The sequence below is a fragment of the Pseudomonas sp. NBRC 111130 genome, from assembly GCF_001320485.1.
Lineage (GTDB): Bacteria > Pseudomonadota > Gammaproteobacteria > Pseudomonadales > Pseudomonadaceae > Aquipseudomonas > Aquipseudomonas vlassakiae.
This window is the reverse complement of record NZ_BCBG01000002.1, coordinates 70,958-96,935: the sequence shown is the minus strand read 5'-3', so window position 1 is coordinate 96,935 and position 25,978 is coordinate 70,958. Positions and strand designations below refer to the sequence as shown.

At 62.2% G+C, this 25,978-nt stretch carries 25 protein-coding genes and 3 tRNA genes; 13 read left to right on the top strand and 15 right to left on the bottom strand.

What is annotated here, in order from left to right; all coding sequences use genetic code 11:
* Nucleotides 1-282 precede the first annotated feature (282 nt).
* From APH33_RS01400 to recX, 3 genes are all read left to right on the top strand, one after another.
* Nucleotides 283-765, top strand: a complete 483-nt coding sequence (locus APH33_RS01400) for a CinA family protein (protein ID WP_054883435.1) — start codon at nt 283-285, stop codon at nt 763-765.
* A 103-nt stretch (nt 766-868) separates the two neighbouring features.
* Nucleotides 869-1,936, top strand: a complete 1,068-nt coding sequence (recA, locus tag APH33_RS01395; RefSeq protein ID WP_054883434.1) for a recombinase RecA — start codon at nt 869-871, stop codon at nt 1,934-1,936.
* A gap of 11 nt (nt 1,937-1,947) precedes the next feature.
* Nucleotides 1,948-2,418 (top strand): recombination regulator RecX, encoded by a 471-nt coding sequence (gene recX, locus APH33_RS01390; RefSeq protein ID WP_054883433.1) that lies wholly within the window; start codon nt 1,948-1,950, stop codon nt 2,416-2,418.
* Between the two features lie 64 nt (nt 2,419-2,482).
* Here recX and APH33_RS01385 read toward each other — a convergent pair whose 3' ends face one another.
* Entirely contained in the window at nt 2,483-3,601 is a 1,119-nt protein-coding gene (locus tag APH33_RS01385; protein ID WP_054883432.1) for an LOG family protein, read from the bottom strand.
* Nucleotides 3,602-3,893: 292 nt separating this feature from the next.
* Here APH33_RS01385 and APH33_RS01380 point away from each other — a divergent pair, with 292 nt between their 5' ends.
* The gene (locus APH33_RS01380) at nt 3,894-4,097 is read left to right on the top strand and encodes a hypothetical protein (protein WP_054883431.1); all 204 of its coding nucleotides are present in this window, start codon (nt 3,894-3,896) and stop codon (nt 4,095-4,097) included.
* On the opposite strand, the gene APH33_RS01375 is transcribed toward APH33_RS01380, so the two are convergent.
* Entirely contained in the window at nt 4,098-4,517 is a 420-nt protein-coding gene (locus APH33_RS01375; RefSeq protein WP_054883430.1) for a quorum-sensing-regulated virulence factor family protein, read from the bottom strand.
* A gap of 225 nt (nt 4,518-4,742) precedes the next feature.
* Between APH33_RS01375 and APH33_RS01370 the strand changes: the two genes are divergently transcribed.
* The 3 genes from APH33_RS01370 (at nt 4,743) to APH33_RS01360 (ending at nt 6,722) form a co-directional block, all read left to right on the top strand.
* Nucleotides 4,743-5,453, top strand: a complete 711-nt coding sequence (locus APH33_RS01370) for a tRNA-uridine aminocarboxypropyltransferase (RefSeq protein WP_054883429.1) — start codon at nt 4,743-4,745, stop codon at nt 5,451-5,453.
* A gap of 179 nt (nt 5,454-5,632) precedes the next feature.
* Nucleotides 5,633-6,283, top strand: a complete 651-nt coding sequence (gene erdR, locus APH33_RS01365; RefSeq protein ID WP_054883428.1) for a response regulator transcription factor ErdR — start codon at nt 5,633-5,635, stop codon at nt 6,281-6,283.
* A gap of 73 nt (nt 6,284-6,356) precedes the next feature.
* Nucleotides 6,357-6,722, top strand: a complete 366-nt coding sequence (locus APH33_RS01360) for a diacylglycerol kinase (RefSeq protein WP_054883427.1) — start codon at nt 6,357-6,359, stop codon at nt 6,720-6,722.
* Here the strand turns inward: APH33_RS01360 and finR are convergent.
* Nucleotides 6,719-7,645 (bottom strand): LysR family transcriptional regulator FinR, encoded by a 927-nt coding sequence (finR, locus tag APH33_RS01355; RefSeq protein ID WP_054883426.1) that lies wholly within the window; start codon nt 7,643-7,645, stop codon nt 6,719-6,721. The genes APH33_RS01360 and finR overlap by 4 nt on opposite strands.
* 118 nt (nt 7,646-7,763) lie before the next feature.
* Between finR and fpr the strand changes: the two genes are divergently transcribed.
* Complete coding sequence (fpr, locus tag APH33_RS01350) at nt 7,764-8,543, top strand: ferredoxin-NADP reductase (protein ID WP_054883425.1); 780 nt, start codon at nt 7,764-7,766, stop codon at nt 8,541-8,543.
* 70 nt (nt 8,544-8,613) lie between these two features.
* Here fpr and tsaA read toward each other — a convergent pair whose 3' ends face one another.
* The 5 genes from tsaA to APH33_RS27870 form a co-directional block, all read right to left on the bottom strand.
* Nucleotides 8,614-9,309 (bottom strand): tRNA (N6-threonylcarbamoyladenosine(37)-N6)-methyltransferase TrmO, encoded by a 696-nt coding sequence (gene tsaA / locus APH33_RS01345; protein ID WP_054883424.1) that lies wholly within the window; start codon nt 9,307-9,309, stop codon nt 8,614-8,616.
* 6 nt (nt 9,310-9,315) lie between these two features.
* Nucleotides 9,316-9,777: a DUF1456 family protein gene (locus APH33_RS01340; protein ID WP_054883423.1), complete on the bottom strand. Its 462-nt coding sequence runs from the start codon at nt 9,775-9,777 to the stop codon at nt 9,316-9,318.
* 48 nt (nt 9,778-9,825) lie between these two features.
* Nucleotides 9,826-10,536 (bottom strand): rRNA pseudouridine synthase, encoded by a 711-nt coding sequence (locus APH33_RS01335; protein WP_054883422.1) that lies wholly within the window; start codon nt 10,534-10,536, stop codon nt 9,826-9,828.
* 119 nt (nt 10,537-10,655) lie between these two features.
* Nucleotides 10,656-11,111, bottom strand: coding sequence for a GNAT family N-acetyltransferase (locus APH33_RS01330; RefSeq protein WP_054883421.1), 456 nt, complete (start codon nt 11,109-11,111; stop codon nt 10,656-10,658).
* Between the two features lie 226 nt (nt 11,112-11,337).
* A complete protein-coding gene (locus tag APH33_RS27870) occupies nt 11,338-11,916 on the bottom strand; it encodes a hypothetical protein (protein WP_054883420.1) in 579 nt (192 codons plus the stop codon).
* 215 nt (nt 11,917-12,131) lie between these two features.
* Between APH33_RS27870 and APH33_RS01320 the strand changes: the two genes are divergently transcribed.
* From APH33_RS01320 to APH33_RS01310, 3 genes are read left to right on the top strand one after another with little or no spacing between them, the layout of a single operon-like run.
* Nucleotides 12,132-12,977, top strand: coding sequence for a DUF6502 family protein (locus APH33_RS01320; RefSeq protein ID WP_054883419.1), 846 nt, complete (start codon nt 12,132-12,134; stop codon nt 12,975-12,977).
* Nucleotides 12,974-14,587, top strand: a complete 1,614-nt coding sequence (locus APH33_RS01315; protein ID WP_054883418.1) for a DUF5666 domain-containing protein — start codon at nt 12,974-12,976, stop codon at nt 14,585-14,587. Before APH33_RS01320 ends, APH33_RS01315 begins: the two co-directional genes overlap by 4 nt.
* Nucleotides 14,588-14,641: 54 nt before the next feature.
* Nucleotides 14,642-15,391 carry a hypothetical protein gene (locus APH33_RS01310; protein WP_054883417.1) on the top strand — a complete coding sequence of 250 codons (750 nt, stop codon included), beginning with the start codon at nt 14,642-14,644 and terminating at the stop codon, nt 15,389-15,391.
* Nucleotides 15,392-15,462: 71 nt separating this feature from the next.
* Here APH33_RS01310 and rimO read toward each other — a convergent pair whose 3' ends face one another.
* Nucleotides 15,463-16,794: a 30S ribosomal protein S12 methylthiotransferase RimO gene (gene rimO, locus APH33_RS01305; RefSeq protein ID WP_054883416.1), complete on the bottom strand. Its 1,332-nt coding sequence runs from the start codon at nt 16,792-16,794 to the stop codon at nt 15,463-15,465.
* Between the two features lie 233 nt (nt 16,795-17,027).
* Between rimO and APH33_RS01300 the strand changes: the two genes are divergently transcribed.
* On the top strand, nt 17,028-18,938 hold the full coding sequence (locus APH33_RS01300; RefSeq protein WP_054883415.1) for a potassium transporter Kup: 1,911 nt from the start codon (nt 17,028-17,030) through the stop codon (nt 18,936-18,938).
* 113 nt (nt 18,939-19,051) lie between these two features.
* Here the strand turns inward: APH33_RS01300 and APH33_RS01295 are convergent, their stop codons facing one another.
* From APH33_RS01295 to APH33_RS01275, 5 genes are all read right to left on the bottom strand, one after another.
* A complete protein-coding gene (locus APH33_RS01295; protein ID WP_054883414.1) occupies nt 19,052-20,344 on the bottom strand; it encodes a virulence factor family protein in 1,293 nt (430 codons plus the stop codon).
* Complete coding sequence (gene mprF, locus APH33_RS01290; RefSeq protein WP_371263231.1) at nt 20,344-22,902, bottom strand: bifunctional lysylphosphatidylglycerol flippase/synthetase MprF; 2,559 nt, start codon at nt 22,900-22,902, stop codon at nt 20,344-20,346. The genes APH33_RS01295 and mprF overlap by 1 nt, the downstream gene beginning before the upstream one ends.
* Nucleotides 22,903-23,234: 332 nt before the next feature.
* Nucleotides 23,235-23,311, bottom strand: a tRNA-Met gene (locus tag APH33_RS01285).
* A 100-nt stretch (nt 23,312-23,411) separates the two neighbouring features.
* A tRNA-Met gene (locus APH33_RS01280) sits at nt 23,412-23,488 on the bottom strand.
* A gap of 136 nt (nt 23,489-23,624) precedes the next feature.
* Nucleotides 23,625-23,701, bottom strand: a tRNA-Met gene (locus APH33_RS01275).
* 208 nt (nt 23,702-23,909) lie between these two features.
* Between APH33_RS01275 and dinB the strand changes: the two genes are divergently transcribed.
* On the top strand, nt 23,910-24,968 hold the full coding sequence (dinB, locus tag APH33_RS01270) for a DNA polymerase IV (protein WP_177332326.1): 1,059 nt from the start codon (nt 23,910-23,912) through the stop codon (nt 24,966-24,968).
* 40 nt (nt 24,969-25,008) lie between these two features.
* On the opposite strand, the gene APH33_RS01265 is transcribed toward dinB, so the two are convergent.
* Nucleotides 25,009-25,959 carry a hypothetical protein gene (locus tag APH33_RS01265; RefSeq protein ID WP_054883411.1) on the bottom strand — a complete coding sequence of 317 codons (951 nt, stop codon included), beginning with the start codon at nt 25,957-25,959 and terminating at the stop codon, nt 25,009-25,011.
* Between the last annotated feature and the right edge of the window lie 19 nt (nt 25,960-25,978).

Sequence of the window (25,978 nt, the reverse complement as noted above, 5' to 3'; positions counted from 1 at the left end):
CAGGGGCATGGCGATATTTCTCGGTGGGCGCTGATGCCGCTCCACCGGTCTCCAGTCATGCACCAAGGCGGATCCTGTTGGCGGTACAGGAGTAACTGGCCCGAAACAGATGTGGGAGCGGGCTTGCCCGCGATGCGCCGCGCGGGCGGCGCTCGATCTCACAGGCGCTGAAGCTTTCAAGGCATGCACTCAGCCGACATCGATCAATCATCAACCATCCCCATTCCTTTCCCCAAATGCTACGGTGTCCCCATCCTCCTCAGGCCCTTCAAGGACCCACCCATGGACCCGATCACCGTTCTCGCCACTCGCCTTGGCGAACACCTGCGCCGCTTCAGCGCGCAAGTGACCACCGCCGAATCCTGCACCGGCGGTGGCATTGCCGAGGCCATCACCCGTATACCTGGCAGCTCGGCCTGGTTCGAGGTCGGTTACGTGACCTATTCCAATGCCCAGAAAACCCGCCTGCTGAATGTGCCCGAGGCGCTGTTCGCCGAGGTTGGCGCGGTCAGCCAGGAGGTGGTCGAGGCCATGGCCCGCGGTGCCCAGGCCGCCAGCGGTGCACGCTTTGCCGTGGCGGTCAGCGGCGTGGCCGGGCCGGACGGCGGTTCGCCGGCCAAACCGGTGGGGACCGTGTGGCTCGCCTGGGCCGATGGTAGCCATGTCAGCAGCGAGCGCCGGCACTTCGACGGTGACCGCGAAGCGGTGCGCCGACAGACGGTGATCGCTGCGTTAGACGGCTTGTTACAGCTTGGTGCCGAGTAAATCGACGACAGGGGTTTGCGCGCGCGCTTGCCTGTGGAATAATACTGGCTACTTATACAGGTATTCCGGCCGTCAGGGCCACGTCGAACACGTGAGGATTTCAATGGACGACAACAAGAAGCGCGCCTTGGCTGCGGCCCTGGGTCAAATCGAACGCCAATTCGGCAAAGGCGCAGTCATGCGCATGGGCGACCACGAGCGCCAAGGCATCCCGGCCATTTCCACCGGCTCCCTGGGCCTGGACATCGCGCTCGGCATCGGCGGTCTGCCAAAAGGCCGTATCGTCGAAATCTACGGCCCGGAGTCCTCGGGTAAAACCACGCTGACCCTGTCGGTCATCGCCGAAGCCCAGAAGAACGGCGCAACCTGTGCCTTCGTCGACGCCGAACACGCCCTTGACCCTGAATACGCCGGCAAGCTGGGCGTCAACGTTGATGACCTGCTGGTCTCGCAGCCGGACACCGGCGAACAGGCCCTGGAAATCACCGACATGCTGGTGCGCTCCAATGCCGTTGACGTGATCATCGTCGACTCCGTGGCTGCATTGGTGCCGAAGGCCGAGATCGAAGGCGAAATGGGCGACATGCACGTCGGCCTGCAGGCCCGTCTGATGTCCCAGGCGCTGCGCAAGATCACCGGTAACATCAAGAACGCCAACTGCCTGGTCATCTTCATTAACCAGATCCGTATGAAGATCGGCGTGATGTTCGGTAGCCCGGAAACCACCACCGGTGGTAACGCCCTGAAGTTCTACGCCTCGGTGCGCCTGGACATTCGTCGCACCGGCGCGGTCAAGGAAGGCGATGAAGTGGTCGGTAGCGAAACCCGCGTCAAGATCGTCAAGAACAAGGTCTCGCCTCCGTTCCGTCAGGCCGAGTTCCAGATCCTGTACGGCAAGGGTATCTATCGCAACGGCGAGATCATCGACCTGGGTGTTTCCCAAGGCCTGGTAGAGAAGTCCGGTGCCTGGTACGCCTACCAAGGCAACAAGATCGGCCAGGGCAAGGCTAACGCGGCCAAGTACCTGGCAGAGAACCCGGCCATTGGTGCCGAAATCGAGAAGCAGATTCGCGAGAAGCTGCTCAAGGCCGGTGCCGTTGCCGAAGCTGGTAAGGCTGCTGCCGCTGAAGCCGATGCCGACGACATGGCTGACGCCGACGCCGGTTATTGATAGCAGCTGGTATGTCCGCCGTACTCGACACCCCCGTTGCCGTCAGGCGGACAGCCATGGACCTGCTCGCACGCCGCGAGCATGGTCGCTTCGAGCTGACACGCAAGTTGCGTCAGCGCGGTGCCCCGGATGAACTGATCGAGCCCGCGCTCGATCGGCTCGCCGAAGAAGGGCTGCTTAGCGAAGCCCGTTACCTCGAGAGTTTCATCCGATACCGTTCAGGTGCCGGTTATGGCCCTGCGCGTATTCGCGAAGAGCTTGGCCAGCGCGGGCTGAACCGCAGTGATATCGAGCAGGCCCTGCGTGAAAGCGAAGTGGATTGGGCGGCACTGTTGCGAGACACCTGGCAGCGCAAATTCGCTGGGCAACGCCCCCAGGATCCCCGAACTCGTGCCCAGCAGACCCGGTTTCTTGCTTACCGCGGTTTCCCCATGGACATGATCGGCAGACTGCTCAGCGGCCGGGATCTGGATGATTACTAGTCAAATGGCCTCATCGCCGGTACGCCGGCGATGAGGCCATTTTGCTTTGTCCCGCAATTGCTCTTCAGCTGACCTTCAACGCTTCCCGAGCCCGCTGGGTGGTATGCATTGGCTCCGGCTTGGCCCAGTTTTCCGGCAAGTTGATGAAGTCGACCAATTCGCGCAGTCGTCCCTGATCACGCCCGTTGAAGGCAAACGTCAGTCGCGTCAGATGGCTGAAGTTGCCCACCTCGTGTTCGGCACCGCTGTCGGCGTGCTGGTGGTAACGGCCACTCAGGCGCAGGTCGGCAAACCCCTCCTGTATGTCATGCAGTGCAGCCTCGCTGAGCCGATGGTGCATGCGGATCACGAACTGGTTTTTCAGCCAGCGGCTGGAGTGGTAGTTACTGTAGAACTGGTTGATTTCTTCCACCGCCTCATCGGCACTGTGCACCAGGCGCAGCAGCTTCAGGTCACTGGGCAGGATGTAGCGGTTTTCTTCGAGCTGACGGCTGATGAACGCCAGGCAGTCCTGCCAGAACGTACCGCCCGGTGAGTCCAGCAGTACCACCGGCACCAATGGGCTTTTGCCGGTCTGGATCAGCGTCAATACTTCTAGCGCTTCATCCAGGGTGCCGAAGCCGCCGGGGCAGAGCACCAGTGCATCGGCTTCCTTGACGAAGAACAACTTGCGAATAAAGAAGAAGTGGAAGGGCAGTAGCTTGTCGGTGCCATCCACCGTGGGATTGGCGTGTTGCTCGAAGGGCAGGGTGATGTTGAAACCCAGGCTATGGTCACTGCCGGCACCTTCGTGCGCCGCCGCCATGATGCCGCCGCCGGCCCCGGTAATGACCATCAGTTCGGAGCGGGCAAGGGTCGCCCCCAGCTCACGGGCGAGGGCGTACATCGGGTGTTCCACCGGGGTGCGTGCCGAGCCGAACACGGTGACCTTGCGTCGCCCACGGTAGCGCTGAAGCATGCGAAACGAGTGGTCCAGTTCGCGCAAGGCCTGCAGGGTGATCTTGGCGCTCCAGCGGTCGCTGTCGTCATGGGCCATGCGCAAGACAGTGAGCATCATGTCGCGGTACAGCGGCAGGTTGGGGCTGTCCGGGGCGACCAGTTGCAGCTGCTGGTCGATCTTGCCCAGGTCGATGCCATGGTCCCTGAAGTGATTGAACAGGTGTTCATTGGATTGGTAAGGCATTCAACGTCTCCTTCTGCAGCAAAACCTCTGACCGGGCCGATGGTGTGGCACGGCCGCGACACTGCGTGTGTCGCTGGCTGCCGTGACTCGAGTGTGCATCCCGAGCATTGCAGTAGGCCTTCAAGGCCTTGGTGCAGGATCTTGTTGTTTTGCGAGTCCTCGCTATCAATCTAGACCGTTGCGCCTGATCGTGCAGACGGGATCACCGTGGCCACTCGTCGGCCTGCGACCAGCCTTGTGGTGGGTTTGGTTAACTGGAGAAGCGAAACGTGTCGATGCAGGAGGTGGCGGTATGCATCGCTTGGTCATCGAGGTAGACCGGCAGCTCTATCAGCAGCTGGAAAATGCAGCCCAGGATCACCATGTAAGCCTGGAAGCAGAGTGCCGCCGCAGGCTGGCAGCGCTCGAGTGCCAGTCACGCTACCTGCAGGCGTTACTGGCGGAGATGCGCGCCGACGAAGAGTCGCGGCGCGCCGAGGGAGAGCGGGTTACCTAATCACTTCTTCTTGTTGCCAGCGGTGCAGCTGGCCGCATCGAAGGCCTGGTCCATGACCGGTTGGTTGGTCTTGTACACGCTGAAGCGGTAGACCATCACCGCCCCTTTGGACATCAGGTTACGGAAACCACTGTTGCGGCAAACGCTGTCACCAAGCTGGCTGCGCACTTGCTCCGGGTTCTGCTGCATGCGTGCGGCATGCTCGGCGCGGACGCTGAGGTGGTTGATCAGCGCCTTGCCTTCAACGGTATAGCCCTGATCGAGAATGTCTTCGTTGATCGCGCGTGGGGTGCCGACACTGCTTTCCGTGGCGACCTTCTGCAGCAACTTGTTGAGCTCGAACTCCTGCTTGGAGGCAGCTTGGGCTGCCAACGGCAGGGCGAGCAACAGGCTCAGGGTCGGGACGATAAGACGCAGCATGAATCTCTCCTGGTTCGATGACTGGCGCTTTGACATGCGCCGGCGGCGGGCGTTCCATGAAGCCGGCTGCATCGCGGGCAAATTCATGGTGGCCAGTGCCGCTGATTATAAGGGACCGGTTGGCTCCGCTGCACGGCCAAATGGCGCCTGCTCTGGTAGACTGGCGTTTTGCACCTTCCGAGTCCCTGCAGTGTCCAGTCACAACCCGTCCACAGGCTTGCCAGCATGAGCCACGCGGTAGCACGCCTGCGTGCCGAGCGTCTGGCACGCAGCAACAAGCCTTTCATTGCCCGTGGTTCACGCGCCGAGCGTTGCCCCGATTGCCGTGTAATTGCCACCCACTGCCTGTGTGCGTGGAAGCCCAAGGTGCAGGCCGACTCAGGCGTGTGTCTGCTCATGCATGACACCGAGCCGTTGAAGCCAACCAACACCGGCTGGCTGATCGCCGACCTGATCGAAGACACAAGCGCCTTCGGTTGGCTGCGCACTTCGGTGGACGAGCGCCTGCTGGCGTTGCTCGACGATCCGCAGTGGCAGCCCTACATTGTTTTTCCGGGCGAGTTCGTCGCCCGGGAGCGGGTGGTCAGCGAGGTCGTGCGCGAGCCGGGCAAGCGCCCGTTGTTCATCCTGCTCGATGCCACCTGGACCGAAGCCCGCAAGATGTTCCGCAAGAGCCCGTATCTTGATCGCTTCCCGGTGCTGAGCCTGCAAGCCGAGCAGATGTCGCGCTATCGCCTGCGTCGGTCCAAGCGTGACGACCATTTCTGCACCGCCGAAGTCGCGGCCATGTGCCTGGACCTGGCGGGTGACAGCCAGGCGTCCCAGGCGCTGGACGCCTACCTGGATGTATTCAGCCTGCATTACCTGAGCGGCAAGCGTCGCCTGCCACTGGATGATCAGGACGACACCCACCAGCGTTTGCATACCTTCCTATAGTCCAAGGGGCATATGGCTCACTTTGGTTCATAATGTCGGGGCTGGCAGCCAGGGTGGGCGAGACGGCAGGGTAGTCGGCTTGACCACTTCCGGCCGTGCTCGGCATCCTTGGCGCCGATTCCCCGCCCGGCGCTTTACTACTCCGCATGCGCCTGGCACAGAACAGGATCCATAGATCGATGGCCACATACGAAATCCTGATTGCCGATGACCACCCACTGTTTCGTAGCGCGCTGCGCCAGGCCGTTACCCTCGGCCTGGGCGCCGATGTGCGACTGGTTGAAGTGGCGAGCATCGCCGAACTGGAAACCCGCCTGAGCGAAAAGGCCGACTGGGACCTGGTCCTGCTGGACCTGAACATGCCCGGTGCCTATGGCTTCTCCGGGCTGGTGCTGTTGCGTGGCCAGTACCCGCAGATTCCGGTGGTAATGGTCTCGGCGCAGGAAGAGGCCGCGGTGGTGGTCAAATCCCGCGAGTTCGGAGCCAGCGGCTTCATTCCGAAGTCCAGCGGCCTTGAAGTCATTCAGGATGCCGTGAGAAAAGTGCTTGATGGCGAGGTCTGGTGGCCACCGCAAGCCTTCGAAAAGGTCGATGTTTCGGCGGAAGCCAAGGCCGCCAGCGAAGGCCTGGCCAGCCTCACCCCACAGCAGTTCCGCGTGCTCACCATGGTCTGCGAAGGCTTGTTGAACAAGCAGATCGCCTATGAGCTGAGCGTGTCGGAAGCGACCATAAAGGCTCATGTGACGGCCATCTTCCGCAAGCTGGGTGTGCGCACCCGCACTCAGGCCGCGCTGTTGCTGCAACAACTTGAATCGGTTGCCAGTAACTGAGGGTGCCCGGATTCACGCTTTTTTGACCCGCGCCGCACTAGTCTGCTGGCCTTTCTGCTGTGAAGTGACTCACATGACATCGCCATTCAAAGGCCAGACCGGCCTGAAACGCATTTTCAACGCCGCCGGCTACTCACTGGACGGCCTGCGCGCCGCCTTCAAGGGCGAAGCCGCCTTCCGCCAGCTGGTGCTGCTCAACGTGCTGCTGATCCCGATCGCTTTCTGGCTGCCGATCAGCCGTGCCGAGCGGGCAATCATGATCGCCGTATGCCTGCTCGGTCTGATCGTCGAACTGTTCAACTCGGCAGTGGAAGCCGCCATCGATCGCATCTCGCTGGAGCGCCACCCGTTGTCGAAGAACGCCAAGGACATGGGCAGCGCCGCACAGTTGGTGGCGCTGACCATGGTCGCACTGGTGTGGGGCGTGATTCTGCTCTAAGCGATTGGCGGCAAGACGATCTCGTCACTGCGGGTAAAGCCCGCAGTGAAGCCGCGGCACAATTCCAGAAATTCGCGCATCGCCGAGGTCTGGTATTTCTGCTTGTGCCAGATGAAATAGAACTGGCGCATCAAGTCCAGTTCCGGCGTCTCGACCGCCACCAGGCTACCGCGGCGGAAGGCATCGCGCAGGGCCAGGCGGGAAATGCAGCCGATACCCAGCCCCGACTCCACGGCACGCTTGATCGCCTCGGTGTGTTCCAGTTCCAGGCGAATGTTCAGGCTGGTACGGTGATGGCGCATGGCCTGGTCGAAGGTCAGGCGTGTGCCGGAGCCCTGCTCGCGCAAAATCCAGGCTTCCTGCGACAGGGCTTCGACATCGGCGCGGCCGGCCTTGGCCAAGGGATGTTGCGGTGCGCAGAACACCACCAGTTCGTCCTCGACCCACGGCTGAACTTCAAGGTCCGGATGGTTGCAGTCACCTTCGATCAGACCCAGGTCAATTTCGTATTGCGCGACCTGGTGCACAATATGTGCAGTGTTCTGCACATGCAGTTTCACCTGGCTCTCCGGATGAATCTGCATGAAGCTGCCGATCAGCAGGGTGGCCAGGTAGTTGCCGATGGTCAGCGTGGCGCCGACCGCCAGCGAGCCGAAGCCGGACTTGCCATTGAGCAAGTCTTCGATCTCCTTGGCCTGGTCAAGCAACGCGACGGCCTGGGGCAGCAACTGATGGCCCAAGGCATTGAGCGCCAGGCGCTTGCCGGCTCGGTCGAAAAGCTGGCAGCTCGACTGCCGCTCAAGCTCGGTAATGGAGGTGCTTGCTGCCGATTGTGAAAGCGCGAGCACGCTGGCCGCCCGCGACACACTCTGGTGCTGGGCCACGGCAACAAATACCTGAAGCTGACGAAGTGTAAATCGCATATCTATATAACCGATAACACATATCTTGATAATTCAGTTAACAGATATTGTGGCTACCCCTAAACTATCGCGCAACTGCGCGTCTTGCGCGCTGCGTTTTTCTTCAGGAGCCCCTTAGATGAGCAACATGAACCACGAACGTGTCCTCAGTGTGCACCACTGGAACGACACCCTGTTCAGCTTCAAGTGCACCCGCGACCCGGGCCTGCGCTTCGAGAACGGTCAGTTCGTGATGATCGGCCTGCAACAGGACAACGGCCGTCCGCTCATGCGCGCCTATTCCATCGCTTCGCCGAACTGGGAAGAGCACCTGGAGTTCTTCAGCATCAAGGTTCCGGACGGCCCGCTGACCTCGCAGTTGCAGCACCTGAAGGAAGGCGACGAGATCATCATCAGCAAGAAGCCGACTGGCACTCTGGTGCTCGACGACCTGAAGCCGGGCAAGCACCTCTACCTGCTGAGCACCGGCACCGGCCTGGCGCCGTTCATGAGCGTGATCCAGGACCCGGAAACCTACGAGCGCTTTGAAAAAGTGATCCTGGTTCACGGGGTGCGTTACGTCAACGAAGTGGCCTACCGCGAGTTCATCACCGAGCACCTGCCGCAGAACGAGTTCTTCGGTGAGTCGGTCCGTGAGAAGCTGATCTACTACCCGACCGTGACCCGCGAGCCGTTCGAAAACCAGGGCCGCCTGACCGACCTGATGCGCAGCGGCAAGCTGTTCACCGATATCGGCCTGCCACCGATCAACCCAGAGGACGACCGCGCGATGATCTGCGGCAGCCCGAGCATGCTCGACGAGACCAGCGAAGTGCTCGACAGCTTCGGCCTGAAGGTTTCTCCACGTATGCGCGAGCCGGGTGACTACCTGATCGAGCGTGCCTTCGTCGAGAAATAAGACGAACGAAGCAACGAAAAAACGCAGACCCGGGTCTGCGTTTTTTTTATGCCTGCAAGGCGGGGCCTCCTCAGTCTTCGCGCACGACTTCCAGGACCTGGATATCATTCGGTTGCGGGTAATGCCAACGGACCTGCACGTCCCAGAGCTTCACGCCGTACACCCGCTCCGGTGGCGGCACTTGATAGGCCGGGCGCGGGTCCTGCGCCAGGCATTGCTCAATCAGCTCCACCAACGGCTCGCCAAGGCGCAACCCATGCGCGTGGGCCTGGGGCAGGGCAGTGTCGCTCCAGCCAACGGCAATCGCGACCGGCGCGTCACTGGCCATCAGGTTGGTTGCCCCGGCAACGCTGTCGGCGTAAGGCACATACGGTTTGATATCCAGTACCGGCGTGCCGTCCAGCAGGTCGATCCCGGACAGCAGCAGACGCCCTGGCTCCACCCCCTCCAGGCGCACCACCGACTGGCCAATGCCATTGGGGCGGTGAGTGGCGCGGGTGGCGAACACGCCCATGCTCTTGTTGCCGCCCAGGCGCGGCGGGCGCACTTTCAGGCGTGGCTTGTCTTCCAGTGCCTGGTGGAACAGGAACAGCAACCAGACATGGCTGACTTGCTCCAGCCCGGCCACCGCATCGCCCTGGTCGAACGGCGGCAGCAGCTCCAGCACCCCACGGGCGGCTGGCGCCAGTTGTGGCTGGCGCGGGATGGCGAATTTCTCCTTGAAGCAGGAGCGGATGATGCCGACAGGTGCAACCGTATGCTGCATGGCCACTCAGCCGCGCACGCGCAGGGTCAGGCCCTTGAGGAAGTTGCGCAGCAACTGGTCGCCGCAGGGGCGATAGTTGTCATGCCCGACCTTGCGGAACAGCGCGCTGAGCTCAGGCTTGGACACCGGGAAATTTACCGCCTTGAGAATCGCGTGAAGGTCTTCTTCCTTGAGCTCGAAGGCTACCCGCAGCTTTTTCAGGATGGTGTTGTTGGTCACCGGCAACTCGACGGGCTGCGCCGGGCGACTGTCGTCCTTGCCACGGCGGTGGATCACCAGGCCGTCAAGGAAGTGCGCCATGACCCGCTCCGGGCAACGCACGAAACCGGCTTCGTCTTCCTTCTTCAAGTAGGTGGCGAGCACGATCGGGTTAACTTCGAGGCCGGACAGCGCGATGATTTCGGCCATCTTGGCGTCGTTCACCTTGAGCATGTAGCGCAAGCTGCGCAGGACATCGTTGTGGTTCATTGCTGCAAAATCCTGTTCAGTAGCCACGCCGCAGGCGTGGCTTATTGCTTAGAAACGTTCGGTGGCTGCCAGGTAACGCCACTGCCCTACGGGCAGCTTGCCCATCGACACGCCCCCCAGGCGAATGCGGCGCATACCCAGTACTTCCAGGCGCAGGTAGGCGCACAGCTCGGAGATCTGCCCCGGTTGCGGGTTTTTCACCACCAGGCGCAGGTGGGTCTCGTTCTGCCAGCTGGCCTTGGCCTTGGGCAGTTCCCGGTCATTGCGCATCGCACCGCGCGCCAGGCGCTCCAGGGCCTGGGGTGTGGTCTCGCCGCGCACTTCGATGATGTATTCCTGCTCCATGCGGCGCAGGTCGGCGTCGATCTTGCGGGTAACCCGCCAGTCCTGGGTGAACACCTGCAGGCCGCTGGCGCCACGTTCCAGCGGCGCCAGGCAGGATAGCCGGGCAAAATGCCCGTGCAGGGGCCGTACCCCTTCGCGGTGAGCCTCGCTGAGGTTGCCCATGTTCATGCTGGCACGGGCAGTTTCGCTGTCGACACCGGCCGCTTGATGCATCAGCAGGGTGACTGGCTCCAATGCCTCGGTGCGTGCCCCAGGCAGCAGTTCTACCCGCTGGCTGTCAACCTTGAACTGGGGCTGCTCCACCACCACGCCATCGACCGTGACCCAGCCTCCTTCGATGTAAAGCTCGGCCTCGCGGCGGGAGCAACCCAGCTGCTCGATGAGGCGTTTGGACAGGCGGACGGGTTCGGACATGGGGCAATTCGCAAGGCAGGGAAAGACTGACATTGTACCTGCCTGTGCGCGGTTGATGATGGGAATGTGTGTCAAATGCGCCATTTGGGACGCAGACCACGGCATATTCGGACGCCGTACTAGGACACTGTAGGAATCAGCCTCATGTGCAGCAGGGGATAGGGCTGCCCCAAGCCATCTGTTTCCGAACGGCCAACCACTTGGAAGCCTTCGTGCAAATAGAAGCCCAGGGCTTGCGGGTTCTGTTCGTTGACGTCCAGGCGTTCGGCATTCAATTCGTCGATCGCATAACGCAGCAGGCGTTTGCCAACCCCCTTGCCCCGGTAGTTCGGTGCGACGAACAACATGTGCACGCAGCCATTGGCGACGCCGGCGAAGCCGCAGATGCGCTGGCGATCCTTGCAGCAGATCAGCATCACGGCATCAAGGTAGCGGCGCAGCACTTGTTCGCGGAGCAACAGGATATAGGCCTCTGGCAGGAAGTCATGGGTTGCGCGCACCGAGTCTTCCCAGATCTGCACCAACTCACTGTAGTCGCTGTACCGGGGTGTCTGCAGCGTGAGGGCCGAATGCATGCCGGTATTCCTCCAAGGCGATAGGGAAAACATAGCAGGCCAACCACTGGTCAGCTGCGTTGTGCGCAGCTTGAAGCGTGGGAGGGATAGGTCTATTAATAATGCGTGGGAAAAAATCCCACGCGATGAAGAGAAACTACCTACAACAGATTCCCGCTTGATTAGCGTTCTCATGGCGAAGACCTGGAGACGGAAAATGCAAATCCACATGCTGTTCAAAAGGGCTCTACTGGCAGTCGCCGTTGCAGGCGTGCTGTCGACGGCCATCGTGTTGATTCCAGATTCGATTTCTCATGGCTCCAGCGCATATGCCAAGGATGGCGGCGGCGGCGGCGGCGGCGGTGGTCACGGTGGCGGCGGTGGCGGCGGTGGCGGCGGTGGTCACGGCGGCGGCGGTAGTGGTGGCGGTGGCGGTGGTCACGGCGGCGGCGGTAGTGGTGGCGGTGGCGGCGGTCACGGCGGCGGTAGTGGTGGCGGTGGCGGCGGTCACGGCGGCGGTAGTGGTGGCGGTGGCGGTGGTCACGGCGGCGGCAGCGGTGGTGGCGGCCATGGCGGCAATAGTGGCAGTGGCCATGGTGACGCAGGCCAGGGTCACGATGGCAATGCAAATTCCGGTCGCAGCAGTAACCATGCTGAAGCGGGTGATGATCATGGCAACCACGTTGGCGGTGAGCCCGGTGACGATCATGGCAATCATGTCGGCGGTGAACCTGGCGACGATCGTGGCAATCACGTTGGTGGTGAACCTGGTGACGATAACGGCAACCATGTGGGTCGCGAACAGGCTGATGACCGCGGTGCTCATGCCGGCGGTGAAATCGGGGATGACAGGAGCTGATTGGCAGTGAAAAGCCCATACAAGACCCAACGGACGGGTTTTGTATGTGCGGCCCCAGGTCCGGTCCCATCATGCGTTTGCAGTGAGCGCTGACAGCTTTTTCTCATCCTCGGTGAGAAGTGGTTACAGTCGTGTGGGATGTTTTCCCGCATACTGGGTTCACAGTTCAAGGAATGCGCTCCATGCAATCGCCCTCTATCCCTCCATCCATGTTGAGTGCACTGCGCAGGATCATGCGCCCTCTGGTGCGTCTGATGCTGCGCAAAGGGGTGACCTATACGATGTTCACCGACGTGCTCAAGGAAGTATTCGTCGATGTGGCGCATCGCGAGTTTCGCCTGGACGACAAGGTGCCGACCGACAGTCGCATCAGCCTGCTGACCGGGGTGCATCGCAAGGATGTGCGGCGGCTGCGAAGTGAAAGTGACGCGTCTGCCGCGGCGCTGCCGGAAAACATCACCTTAGGTGCGCAATTGGTGAATGTATGGACCCGTAGCCCGCCATTCTGCTCGCAGGCCGGCCAGGCGTTGGCCCTGCCAAGGCTGGCCAGCGTTGGCGGCGATTGTTCTTTCGACGCCTTGGTGGCGAAGGTCAGCACGGATATCCGTGGGCGGGTAGTGCTGGATGAATGGCTGCGCCTGGGCGTCGTCCGCCTCGATGATCAGGACCGCGTCCACCTCGAGGCCCAGGCATTCGTACCGCAGAAGGGCTTCGATGAGAAGGCCGCATATTTTGGCCATAACCTGCACGATCACGCCTGCGCAGCGGTGCACAACCTCAGTGGCGAAGGCCTGCCGTTTTTCGAACGCAGCGTGCACTACGACGCCCTGACCCCGGCCAGCGTCGACACGCTGCGCGAAGCCGTCAGCCAGGATGGCATGCAAACCCTGCTGGCCTTCAGCCGGCTGGCAGCCGAGTTGGAAAGCACCGACGAGCCAAGCCACGGGCAGCGTCAGCGCATCACCGTCGGGCTCTATTTCTATTCTGAAGCCACTGACCCCGATTCGTCGAAGGCCGCCGACTCATGACGCCTTTCGTGCGCCGCCTCAGTCTCGTTGCACTGGTCCTTGTTTTCGGGCTGGACCTGGGGGCGCCTGCCAATGTGGTAGCAGCGCCAGTGTGCGTCAGCCGTGATGAAGTGGGCATGGCGGGTGCTGCGAGCATGCAGTTGCCGGGGGGCGTTGGCGGCACCGGCGCCAGAACCGGTGGTATGGGGGGCACGGGTGCGCCGCTTCAGCAGCGCCCCGGTGGCACTGGGGGCGGCGCGCCGATCGAGCGCCCGGGCGGCACTGGTGGTACTGGTATCGTCGGCACCATCACCGGGTTCGCATCGATCTGCGTCAATGGCCAGGAGGTGCACTACGCCAAGGATGTACCTGTCAGTGAAAATGGTGCCCCTGCCAGCAGCGCTCATCTGGCGATCGGCCAGGTGGTCGCGGTGGAGGCGTATGGCACACCGCGCGGCTTGCAAGCCGGGCGCATCGCGATCCTCAACGTTTACGAGGGGCCGCTGACGGCACTGCCGAATGCTTCGGGGCCGCTGCGGGTCATGGGCCAGCCCGTGCGCCTGGCAGCCGGGGCGCGGGTGGCAGAAGGGCTGCGACCGGGCGAACCGGTCAGGGTCAGCGGCCTGCGCGATGCTGCAGGCGAAGTGGTCGCTAGCCGTATCGAGCGGGCGCCAGGGCTCAGCGAGGCCAGTGCCATTGGCGCAATCGATCACCCCGGCAGCCTTCAGGGGCTCAAATTGGGCATACCTGTGGCACCGGCGCGGGAAATGCTGGTGCGCGGCCAATGGACCGGCAGCCAGCTGGAAGTGGCGCAAACGCGCCCTGACCCGAGCCTGGCGTTTGCCGGGCGGGGGCAGACGATGGTGATCGAAGGGCTGGTGCAGCGCACGCAGGCGCGTCAGCTGGTGGTCGGCGGCATCAACGTGACCCTGGGGCAGGATACCGTGGTCGTCGGCAAGCAGCCCGCGTCCATCGCGCTCGACCAACGGGTGCGAGTAATCGGCGTATTCAGTGCTACCCACGAGCTGCGGGCATCCCGCGTCGAGCTCGATGACGACCGCGCAGAGCATTCGGGCGCAGGGCGTTCCGGGGGTAACAGCGTGCACGTTACAAGCAGCTCGGGCAGTTCGGGCAACAGCAGCCAGGGTGAGCGTGGTACCTCCAGCATCCGCAGCCAAAGCGGTGATGACCACGATGGGCGCAGTGCCGGTGGCGGCGCCAATGATCATGGCAGCATGGACGTTGAGGACAAGTCCGGTAAGTCGGTACAGGTCGATACCGTGGAGCAACGCGAGACCAGCAACAGTGGTAGTTCCGATCGCGTGGAAAAGCTCGAGAAGCTGGAAAGAGTGGAGAAGGTGGAAAAGGTCGAGAAAATAGAGAAGGTCGAAAAGCCCGAGAAAGTCGAGAAAGTGGAAAAAGTCGAACGTCCTGAAAAAGTAGATAGGGTCGAGAAGCCTGAAAAAGTAGATAGGGTCGAGAAGCCTGAAAAAGTCGAGAAAGTCGAAAAGGTAGAAAAGATCGAACGGGTCGAAAAGCCTGAAACGGTAGAAAAAGTCGAAAAGGTCGAAAGGCCTGAGACGGCAGAGAAGGTCGAAAAAGTCGAGCATCCGGAGCGGTCCGGGCATTAGGCAACTAGGCTGGGTTAGTCCGTTCACACTTCCCGACGCAATACCGAGGTGCAAATGAGACCCGCGCTCCCTCTTTTCGCCTGTTTGTTGTTCTGTAGCAGTGCCTCGGCCCCGGCCGATACCTTCAGCGCCTCGATTGGCATGGACTATTCGAGTGGTGACTACGGCACGGGTACCACTTCGGAAATCTGGTATGTCCCTGTGGTCGGCAAGTATGAAACCGGCCCCATGACTTACAAAGTCACCGTGCCCTGGCTACGCATTACCAACCCTGAAGTGGGGCCCAATGGTGACCCCTTGCCCGGTGGATGCCATGCGGTGGAGAGTGGGCTGGGTGACACGGTAGCCAGCGCGGCTTATGCGCTGCTCGATGGCCGTGACGGTGGCCTGATGCTGGACCTCATCGGCAAGGTCAAATTTCCCACTGCCGATGAAAAGCAGTGCCTGGGCACGGGGGAGTACGATTACACCGGCCAGGTCGATATCGCCCAGGCATTCGGCCCAATCACCGGCTTCGCGACCCTCGGCTGGAAGAAGTTCGGTGACCCGCCTGGCAGCGATTTCAAAGATCCGATATTCACCAGCCTGGGCTTTGCCATTCCCGTGGGGAAAGGTTCGTCGGCTGGTGCCTCGTACGACTGGCGGCAAAAGGTCGTCTCGACGGGGTCGGAAATTCAGGAACTGACACTGTTCCTCACCCACAAACTCAACCGGGAATGGAAAGTGCAGTTGTATGCGGTGAAGGGTTTTTCCGATGCCAGCCCCGATGCAGAGGCTGGAATGATGGTTTTTCACACCTTCTGACGAAAAAAGCCCCTGCCGGGTATTTCCACAGTGGGAATACCCGGCAGGGGCTTTTTCATGCGCCGACGGCTTTAAACCGGCTCGGCCCACATGTCGTATTCGTCGGCATCCACCACGCGGCACCGGACTTTATCGCCCGGCTTGAAGCCATGGTTACCGTCGATGAACACGCTGCCGTCGATTTCCGGAGCATCGAAGAAGCTGCGGCCAACCGAACCCTGTTCCTCGACTTCGTCGATCAGCACTTCGATTTCCTTGCCGATGCGCAGTTGCAGGCGAGCGGCGCTGATGGCCTGCTGGTGAGCCATGAAGCGGTCCCAACGGTCCTGCTTGATGTCATCCGGCACTTCTTCCAGGCCCAGGTCGTTGGCCGGGGCGCCTTCGACTGGCGAGTACTGGAAGCAGCCGACGCGATCGAGCTGGGCTTCGGTGAGCCAGTCCAGCAGGTACTGGAAGTCTTCCTCGGTTTCGCCAGGGAAGCCGACGATGAAGGTCGAGCGGATCACCAGCTCGGGGCATTGCTCGCGCCAGTTCTTGATGCGTGCCAGGGTCCGGTCTTCGAAGGCTGGGCGCTTCATCGACTTGAGTACTTTCGGGCTGGCGTGCTGGAACGGGATGTCCAGGTACGGCAGGATCTTGCCGGCGGCCATCAACGGGATCACGTCGTCGACATTCGGGTACGGGTAGACGTAGTGCAGGCGTACCCAGGCGCCCAGGCTGCTCAGCGCTTCGCACAGTTCGAGCATGCGGGTCTTGACCGGGCGGCCGTTCCAGAAGTCGGTCTTGTACTTGACGTCGACGCCGTAGGCGCTGGTGTCCTGGGAAATGACCAGGATTTCCTTGACGCCGGCCTTGACCAGGCGCTCGGCCTCGCTCAGCACTTCACCGACCGGGCGGCTGACCAGCTTGCCGCGCATCGACGGGATGATGCAGAAGCTGCAGCTGTGGTTGCAGCCTTCGGAAATCTTCAGGTAGGCGTAGTGGCGCGGGGTCAGCTTGACGCCCTGCGGTGGCACCAGGTCAATCAGCGGGTTGTGGTCCTGGCGGGGAGGCACCACTTCGTGCACGGCGTTGACCACCTGCTCGTACTGCTGCGGGCCGGTGACCGACAGCACGCTTGGGTGCACGTCACGGATATTGCCTTCGTCGACACCCATGCAGCCGGTGACGATGACCTTGCCGTTTTCCTTGATCGCTTCACCGATCACCTCAAGCGACTCGGCCTTGGCGCTGTCGATGAAGCCGCAGGTGTTGACCACCACCACATCGGCGTCCTCGTAGGTGGGCACGACTTCATAGCCTTCCATGCGCAGCTGGGTCAGGATGCGCTCGGAATCGACCAGGGCCTTGGGGCAACCCAGGCTGACGAAACCAACCTTGGGGGTGGCGGGAGTGGTGGACATGACTAACCTCGGTATTGAATGCAGTTCGCCCGCAGCAGAAGGGGGCGATCTTGACGGGCGCTTTTGGCGCCTCTGATCAAAAAGTGCGCAATTCTAGCGAGCGCACGGTCGCTTGACCAGCAGAAAAGCGACGAACGCTGCGCTATGCTTCGCGCCATTGCGTGGGGGCACTGCATGTCCCTGACGCAGGAGTGAATTCTACCGGCCTTCAAGGCCATCTGCGGGAGTGTTCGATGGTTCAGGCAAGCAGTCACGCCGAAGGCGGGCACGCGGGGAAGCAAGGCGCGACACGGTCACTGGGGCTGCTGGTGGCAGCGGTCGGGGTGGTGTATGGCGATATCGGTACCAGCCCGTTGTATACCCTGAAAGAGGTCTTTACTGGCGGCTATGGGGTGCCGGTCAACCATGACGGTGTGCTGGGGATCCTCTCGCTGATCCTCTGGTCATTGCTGTGGGTGGTGTCGTTCAAGTACGTGATGTTCATCCTGCGCGCCGACAACCAGGGCGAGGGCGGTACCATGGCGCTCACCGCCCTGGCCCTGAGGGCAACGGCTGCATACCCGCGGTTGCGTTCGCTGATGCTCATCTGTGGGCTGATCGGCGCCTCGCTGTTCTACGGCGACAGCATGATCACCCCGGCCGTGTCGGTGCTGTCGGCGGTGGAGGGTATGGGCCTGGCGTTCGAAGGTATCGACCACTGGGTGGTGCCCATCTCGCTGGTGGTGCTGGTGGCGCTGTTCGTGGCGCAGAAGCATGGCACCGAGAAGATCGGCAAGTTGTTCGGCCCGATCATGGTCACCTGGTTTCTGGCGCTGGCCGTCCTGGGCGTGCATGGCATCAGCCAGAGCCCGGAAGTGCTCAAGGCGTTCAACCCGGTCTGGGCGGTCAATTTCTTCATCGTTCACCCCGGCATGGGGGTGGCCATACTCGGTGCGGTGGTGCTGGCACTGACCGGCGCCGAGGCGCTGTACGCCGACATGGGCCACTTTGGCCGCAAACCGATAGCCCGTGCCTGGTTTGCCCTGGTGCTGCCGGCGCTGGTAGTCAACTATTTTGGCCAGGGCGCGCTGCTGCTGCAGAACCCGGACGCGGCGCGCAACCCGTTCTACCTGCTGGCGCCGGGCTGGGCCCTGCTGCCGATGGTCGGGCTGGCGACAATGGCCACGGTGATTGCCTCGCAGGCGGTGATCTCGGGGGCCTTCTCGCTGACCCGTCAGGCCATCCAGCTTGGCTATATCCCGCGCATGCAGATCCAGCACACGTCCAGCGACGAGCAGGGGCAGATCTACATCGGCGCAGTTAACTGGACATTGATGGTCGGCGTGGTGCTGCTGGTGATCGGCTTCGAGTCGTCCGGCGCACTGGCCGCGGCCTACGGTGTGGCCGTGACTGGGACCATGCTGATGACCACCATCCTGGTGGCCTCGGTGATGCTGCTGCTGTGGAAGTGGCCGCCGATGCTGGCGGTGCCGCTGGTGGTCTGTTTCCTGCTGGTCGATGGCTTGTACTTCGCCGCCAACGTACCGAAGATCGTTCAAGGCGGCGCCTTCCCGGTACTCGCTGGCCTGGTGCTGTACCTGCTGATGAGTACCTGGAAGCGCGGCAAGCAGATCCTGGTCGAGCGCATTGACGAGGGCGGGCTGCCATTGCCGGTGTTCATCAGCAGCATCCGCGTGCAGCCGCCGCATCGGGTCGAAGGCACGGCGGTGTTCCTGACGGCGCGTGCAGATGCGGTGCCTCATGCGCTGTTGCACAACATGCTGCATAACCAGGTGCTGCACAGCCAGGTGGTGCTGCTGACAGTGGTCAGTGAAGATCGCCCTCGGGTGCCGGAGCACGAGCGTTTCGAGGTCGAGGCCTACGGTGATGGCTTCTTCCGCGTGTTGCTGCACTTCGGCTTCATGGACGAGCCGGACGTGCCGGCGGCATTGAGGTTGTGTCACCTGGACGAACTGGACTTCAGCCCGATGCGCACCACCTACTTCCTCAGCCGGGAAACGGTGATTGCGTCGCGTCTGGAGGGGATGTCGCGCTGGCGGGGCAACCTGTTTGCGTTCCTGCTGAAGAATGCCAACGGTAACTTGCGCTTCTTCAACTTGCCGCTGAACCGGGTGATCGAGCTGGGTACCCAGGTCGAGATCTGAGTTATTGGGGCTGCTTTGCAGCCCTTCGCGGGCACGCCCGCTCCCACAGGGAAAGCGCAATCCTGTGGGAGCGGGCGTGCCCGCGAAGGGCCGCAAAGCGGCCCCAATCATTTTCAGTTCTGTGCAGCGACGCTGGACTTGCCCTGACGGGTCTCGATCTCGTCGATCAAGCGCTTGGCCAGCGCCGGGTAGTTCTCGTCGAAGTGGTGGCCGCCTGGCAGCTTCATGCGCTCGCCCACCGCAGTCTTGTCGGTGCAACCGCTTTCGTCGGTCTCTTCCACGCCGTACACGCACACCACCTTGGACGCCGGTAGTTTGGCCATTTCCGGCCCGGTAGGCGCTTCCTGACCTTCCTTGCCCAACCAGCCTTCGACTTCGATCTCGAAGCTGCCGCTACGGGCGAACGCCAGCAGCACGACTGCGTCGATACGCTGCTGGTCTTCGGCCGGCAGGCGGTTGTAGATGGCCGGCAGCACGTCCGCACCGAACGAGTAACCGGTCAGCACGAAACGCTTGGTGCCCCACTTCTGGCGGTAGTGCTGCATCAGTTCCGACAGGTCGGCGGCGCTTTGCTCCGGGGTCTTGTGTTGCCAGTAGTAGCGCAAGGTGTCGATACCGACCACCGGGTAGCCCAGCTTGGCCATCTCGCCGGCGACGTCGCGGTCCAGGTCGCGCCAGCCGCCGTCACCGGACAGGAAGAGGGTGACGGTGTCGGTGGTTTGCCCGGCCGGGACTTCCACCACCGGGATGGCCAGGGCGTTGCCGTCGCGGCCAACCAGGGCCTGGGTCAGCTGGGCCTTGAGTACCTGCGGCAGGTGAATGTCATAGTCGCTGATGCTGGTTTCAGCGTTGGCTTGGTCGCGCACGAAGGCGGCACTGGCGTCGTCCGGGTTGTCGTTCCAGGCGACGTTCCAGTGGCCGTGGGCGGCCGACTTCGGCAGCTCGACCTTGCAGCCTGGCTGTTCCAGGGTGAAATCGACCGAGATGGCCCGTGCCTTGTCGTCACTCTGGGTGGCCAGCCAGCGCCATGCCTGGGCCGCACCTGGGCCGATGCCGGCGACCAGGGTCGGTTTGTCTGACAGCTGGGTCAGCGCCTGGTCCATGGCCTGTTGCTGCCTGGTGCAGTCGTTCGGCGGCAGGATCACCTGAACCAGCTGCGCCTCGCCAGCCTGGCTCAGGTCCAGCAACTGCTTGTCGCTCAGGGCCTGGTCCTGGGGCACGCCGATGGCGACTCGGGCCTTGGCATGCACGCCCGGGGTGACGCGGATGATGCTGGTGTCATTCAGGGTCAGCTGCTCCAGCCGTGCCTCGGGGGCAGGGCGGGCCCACAGCCAAAAGCCCGCAGCGCCAGCCAGGGCGGCCAGCAACAGGGGAATCACTACGTACAGCCAATAGCGTCGGATCATCAGCGTTTCACCAATCCAGTCAGGCCGCCGGCAATCAGGGCGGCAGTATCGGCCAGTGCTACCAGTGGGTCGAGCCCGGCTGGTACGGCCATGTAACGAGGTTCCCAGTCCGGCTGGAACTTGTCCTTGAAGCGCCGCAGGCCCTGGAAGTTGTAGAGCTGTTCGCCACGGCGGAACACCATCGAGCCCAGGCGCTGGGTCAAGGGTGCACCGCGGCGCGGCTGCAGGCCGGAAAGCGGGACCATGCCCAGGCTGAAGCGGCCGTAGTCATGGCTTTTGTAATGCAGGATCAAGCCGATCATCATGAATTCCATGGTCAGCTTCGGTGCCTCGGGGTGAGCGCGCATCAGGTCGAGGCTGGCCAATTCGTTGCTGTGGGTTTCCAGCAGGTTGGCGAAGGCCACCGGCCGGCCCTGGAAACGAATCAGGGCGATACGGAAGTGCTGTAGGTACTCGGGGCTGAAGCGCCCCAGCGAGAAGCCCTTCTCGCGAACGTTCTTGCCGCCGAGCCAGGCGTCGGAGATCTCCTTGAGTTCGGCCAGCGGTGCCTGGCCAGGTTCGTGGATCTCCAGGCTCAGGCCATCCCGGCCGCCCCGGTTCCAGGTGTAGCGCAGGTCTTTCATTTCCTTGCCTTTGGCTTCGAGGTCGAAGCGGCGCAGATCAACCCGCGCTTCCTCGCCCAGCTTCAGGGCAGTCAAGCCGATGTCCATGTAGAACGGCAGGTTTTCCGCGCGCACCTGGTAGAACACCGGGCGGGCGTGGTGCAGGTCGCACAGGTCCCGGAACTGCCAGATCATCTCGGCGCGTTCCTGGGCGGGGCCGATCGGGTCGTACAGCGCCACCAGGCTGCGACCGCGACGGGCATACATGAGGAAGGCAGTGTCGCTGGGGTGGAACAGCAAGGCCTTGTCGCCGGTCAATGCCAGGCCACCGTCGGGCTGGTCGGAGGCCAGCAGGATGCGGTTGGCGCGCTGTAGTTCGGCCTCGTCAGGCAAATGAATCACCGGACGAGCGGTGCGCAGCAGCCAGGTCAGGGCGACGATCACCAGCAGCACCGCACTGCCCAGGGCGGCACGCAGGCCACGTGGGGCGTCGGCGTCGAGGGTGAATTGCCACCACAGCTTGTGGGTATAGGGGACATCCTGGTAGGCAAACAGCAGCAGCCACACCGATGCACCGACCACACAGGCGCTGGCCACCAGGTACACCGGTGAGAACGGCAGTTCGAGCAGCCGGCTCGGTCGGTAGAACGAAGGGCGGAAAACAGCCAGCAGTGCGGCGGTCAGGGTCAGCAGGCTGGCTTCTTCCCAGTCGAAGCCTTTGAGGATCGACAGCAGTGCGCCCACCAGCAACAAAATGGTAGTCAGCAGCCAGGCGGCAGACAGGCGCCGGCGCAGGCCCTGGGCCAGCAGCAGGCACAACACGCCAATCAGGCTGGCGCCGAAGTGCGAGGCATCGATCAGCCGGTGGGGTACGAGGAAGCCCATGTGCTCCAGGCGTGTATCGATTTCCGGCGTGGCGCCGGAGAACAGCAGCACCACGCCCGAGAGAAACACCAGAATCGCCAGGATCGGTGCGCCGAGACCCGATGCCGCCTTGATCGCTTGCTGGGCAAACAGCAGGCGGCGTGCTTCGTTGGCCAGCAGCAGGACACAGGCCAGCAGCAGTGGCAGCACCACGTAGATCAGTCGGTACAGGAGCAGGGCGGCAGCCAGAGGGGCAGCGCCAAGCTGGTCGGCGAAGGCGGCGAGCAGGATGGCTTCGAACACCCCGACGCCACCCGGTACATGGCTGAGCACGCCAGCCGCCAGGGCCAGCAGATAAACCAGCACGAAGGCACCGAAGGGCGGGGCTTGCGGCAGCAGCAAGTACAGCACTGTGGCGGCAGCAGCCACGTCCAGCGCGGTGATCAGCAATTGCAGGGCCGCCAGGCGGCCACCGGGCAGGCGCAGGGTGCGACGGCCCAACTGGACCAGCAGGTTATCAGCCAGCGGCTGTTCTGGCAGGCGGCGGCGATACAGCCCGATCACCAGCACGGCGGTGAGCGCCAGTACAGCGATGGCGATGCCGGCCAATACTGTCGAAGGCAAGCGCAGGGCGGTAGCCGCTGCCGGCAGGTTGCTCAAGGTGGCCAGTGCCGCCAGCGGTGGCAGCGCGCACCCCAGGGACAGGCTGGCGAACACAGTCATGCGTGCGACTTCGGCGGCGCCCAGGCCCTGACGTGCATACAGGCGGTAACGCACCGAGCCACCCGAAAGCATCGACAGGCCGATCGCGTTACCGATGGCGAAGGCGCTGAAACCACCCATTACCATGGATCGCGCAGGCAGCTTGACGGCCGCGTAACGGCTGGCCGACCACTCGTAGCCGAGCAGGATCACGAAACCTGCCACCGTGGCCAGCAGGGCGCCGATCAACGACTTTGCCGGTACGTCGAGCATGGCATCGTGCAGGGCGTAGATGTCCAGTTCGCTCAACAGATGCCGACAGGCGATCAGCGCCATGGCAAACAGTAGCAAGGTCACGCCCAGGCCAATCGGCTGGCGGTAACGGCTCATTCGCTCAAGCCAAGGCAGGCGCTGGGCAGCAGTCGGCAGTGCCGAAGCAAGCGGCACCTGGGGTTCGGGAGTGTGCGATGTCATGAAATGCCTCGAGCGTGGTGCGCGAGGAGGGGGTGTGCAGCGGCCAAGTGAAAGTCCCTTTGGTAAACGTATCCAGATATTACTCCGGGCAACGTTACTTTCAGTCGTCCGGCAGCGTTAAAGATAGTTCATCCTCAGGTCGACACCTCAAACGGACGGGTTTGGGTGAACGCCAAGGATTTAACAGGCGACGAAATGCAACAAACCCCGCGCTGCTTTTACACAGGCGGGGTTTGTTCTGACGAATATGGTTGCGGGAGCCGGATTTGAACCGACGACCTTCGGGTTATGAGCCCGACGAGCTACCAGGCTGCTCCATCCCGCGTCAGAGGGGCGCATTTTATAGATCTGGACGCTTAAGTCAAGTGCCGATTTCTGAGGCAAAGAAAAAGGCCACTGCGTTAACAGTGGCCTTCTCTTGAATCTGGTTGCGGGAGCCGGATTTGAACCGACGACCTTCGGGTTATGAGCCCGACGAGCTACCAGGCTGCTCCATCCCGCGCCTGTGGGATCGAATTCTACAGCGTAAGCACTTGATGTCAAGCGCTACTTATTGATTTATCTTGATTTTTCCTTTGCCGAATAAATCGGGGCAAAAGAAAAAGGCCACTGCGTTAACAGTGGCCTTTTCTCGAATCTGGTTGCGGGAGCCGGATTTGAACCGACGACCTTCGGGTTATGAGCCCGACGAGCTACCAGGCTGCTCCATCCCGCGCCTGTGAGATCGAATTCTACGGGTTTCTTCGCCCGTGTCAAGCAAAATTATAGAAAACTCTTTTTCGTTCAACCTCTTAGCGTTTATGCCTGGCTGCGGGTCAGGCGCGACGGGCCTTGCAAGCCGATTATCGACGCAGACTGTTTCACCGCCAGCGGCATGCGCTACTATCTGTATGAATTTACAGTGGTGGCCGTCATCAATGTCTTTGCGCAAGATCATCCACATCGACTGCGATTGTTTTTACGCCGCCATCGAGATGCGTGACGACCCGCGCCTGGCCGGTCGCCCCATGGCCGTGGGGGGGGCTCCTGACCGTCGAGGGGTGATCGCCACCTGCAATTATGAAGCACGCGCCTATGGCGTGCGTTCAGCCATGTCGTCCCGCCATGCCCTGAAGCTTTGCCCGGACCTGGAAATCGTCAAGCCGCGCTTCGACGCTTACCGGGAAGCTTCGCGTGAGATTCACGCCATCTTCCGTGACTACACCGAGCTGATCGAGCCGTTGTCGCTGGATGAGGCATATCTGGATGTCAGCGACAGCCAGTGGTATGCCGGAAGCGCTACGCGAATCGCCGAGGACATTCGCCGGCGGGTTGCCCGCACCCTGCATATCACGGTATCTGCGGGGGTGGCGCCGAACAAGTTCCTGGCCAAGATCGCCAGCGATTGGCGAAAGCCCAACGGCATCTTCGTGATTACCCCGGAGCAGGTCGAGGCCTTTGTGGCTGCATTGCCGGTGGCCAAGTTGCATGGCGTGGGCAAAGTGACCGCCGACAAGTTGAACCGCCTGGGGATCGACACCTGTCTTGACTTGCGTGAATGGTCGCGGCTGGCGTTGGCGCGTGAATTCGGCAGTTTTGGCGAGCGGCTCTGGGGGTTGGCGCGAGGGATTGACGAGCGAGCGGTTCACAACGATAGCCGCCGGCAGTCGGTGAGTGTGGAAAATACCTATGACAACGACCTGCCAGACTTGGCCAGTTGCCTTGAACGGTTGCCAGAGCTGCTTGACAGCCTCGATCAGAGGATTGCCCGGATGGACAGCAGTTACCGCCCGGACAAGCCATTCGTCAAGGTCAAGTTCCATGACTTCAGCCAGACGACGATGGAGCAGGCAGGGGCGGGCAGGGACCTGGAAAGCTACCGTCAGCTGCTACGCCAGGCGTTCGCCCGGGGTGGCAAGCCGGTGCGTTTGCTGGGGGTGGGGGTGAGGCTGAGGGACTTGCGCGGGGCGCATGAACAGCTGGAGCTGTTTAACTCTGAGTAGTAGGGCCGCGTTTTGCGGCCCTTCGCGAGCACGCTCGGTGCTACAGGCCGGGATCAGCGACCAACCGGCCGGTGGCCTTGGTCAGTGCCGACAGGAATTCCTGTTGCAGCTCCGGATCGTTGCGTGTCAGCTCGATCAGGCTCTGCTCCATCTCGCTGGCTTCCTCTTCCAGGCCCAACTCGGACAAGCGCTTGACCCGGTGAACCCATTGGCCTACATCATCATCCTCGAGGTCATCGAAGATCAGCTCATGGGCCTCTCGCAGCTTGTTGCGCAAGGTGGCGCTGACCAGCAGGCTGGCATCGCCACGCACCGCGTTGTCCTCGTCGACCGCTTGCAGGTGCAAGGTGCCGACGTGGTTCAGGTGCTGTTCCGAGAACGGGCTGTCCAGCAGGTTCAGGCGCAAGACGCCGTTCCTGTCGGTAGTCAGTTCGTGGGTCATCTTGCCTGCCTTGACTTCAACCAGCCGCTCGCTCCAGGGCACGCTGGTGAACTCCTCGCGCTTGTCCTTCTGCACTTCGCTGATGCCCGCCAGGTTCTGCTGGGCACGGCCATTGGACGGCGTGTTCATGAACGGATTGAGGCCATCCACGCCATAGCTGAGCCAGTCGTGGGTGATGCTCTGCGGCAGGTTGCCAAGGGTGAACACGTTGACCACGTTAGCCCCTATACCGGCCACCACGGCTACCGCGCCCAGCGGGATCTCGTAGATCTCCCGCCACGGTTGGTATGGGGTGTAGCGGTCGTAGCGGCGGGTGACCTCGTATTCGGTGACCTCGAAACGCTTCTGCTCGTGGATGCGCACACGCCGTTGCGGAAGCTCCATCACCTTCGGCTCGCCGACATCGATCTGCAAGGTGTGTTCGAGCAGCTTGCGCTCGACACGCTCCTCATGATCGCTGCGCTGGGACATCTGGTTGGCGCAACCGCTGGCGAGCAAGGCGCCGCACAATGCGGCGCCCCCCAGGGTAAAGGTACTTCGCTTGGACATGATTACTCGTGCATTGGTT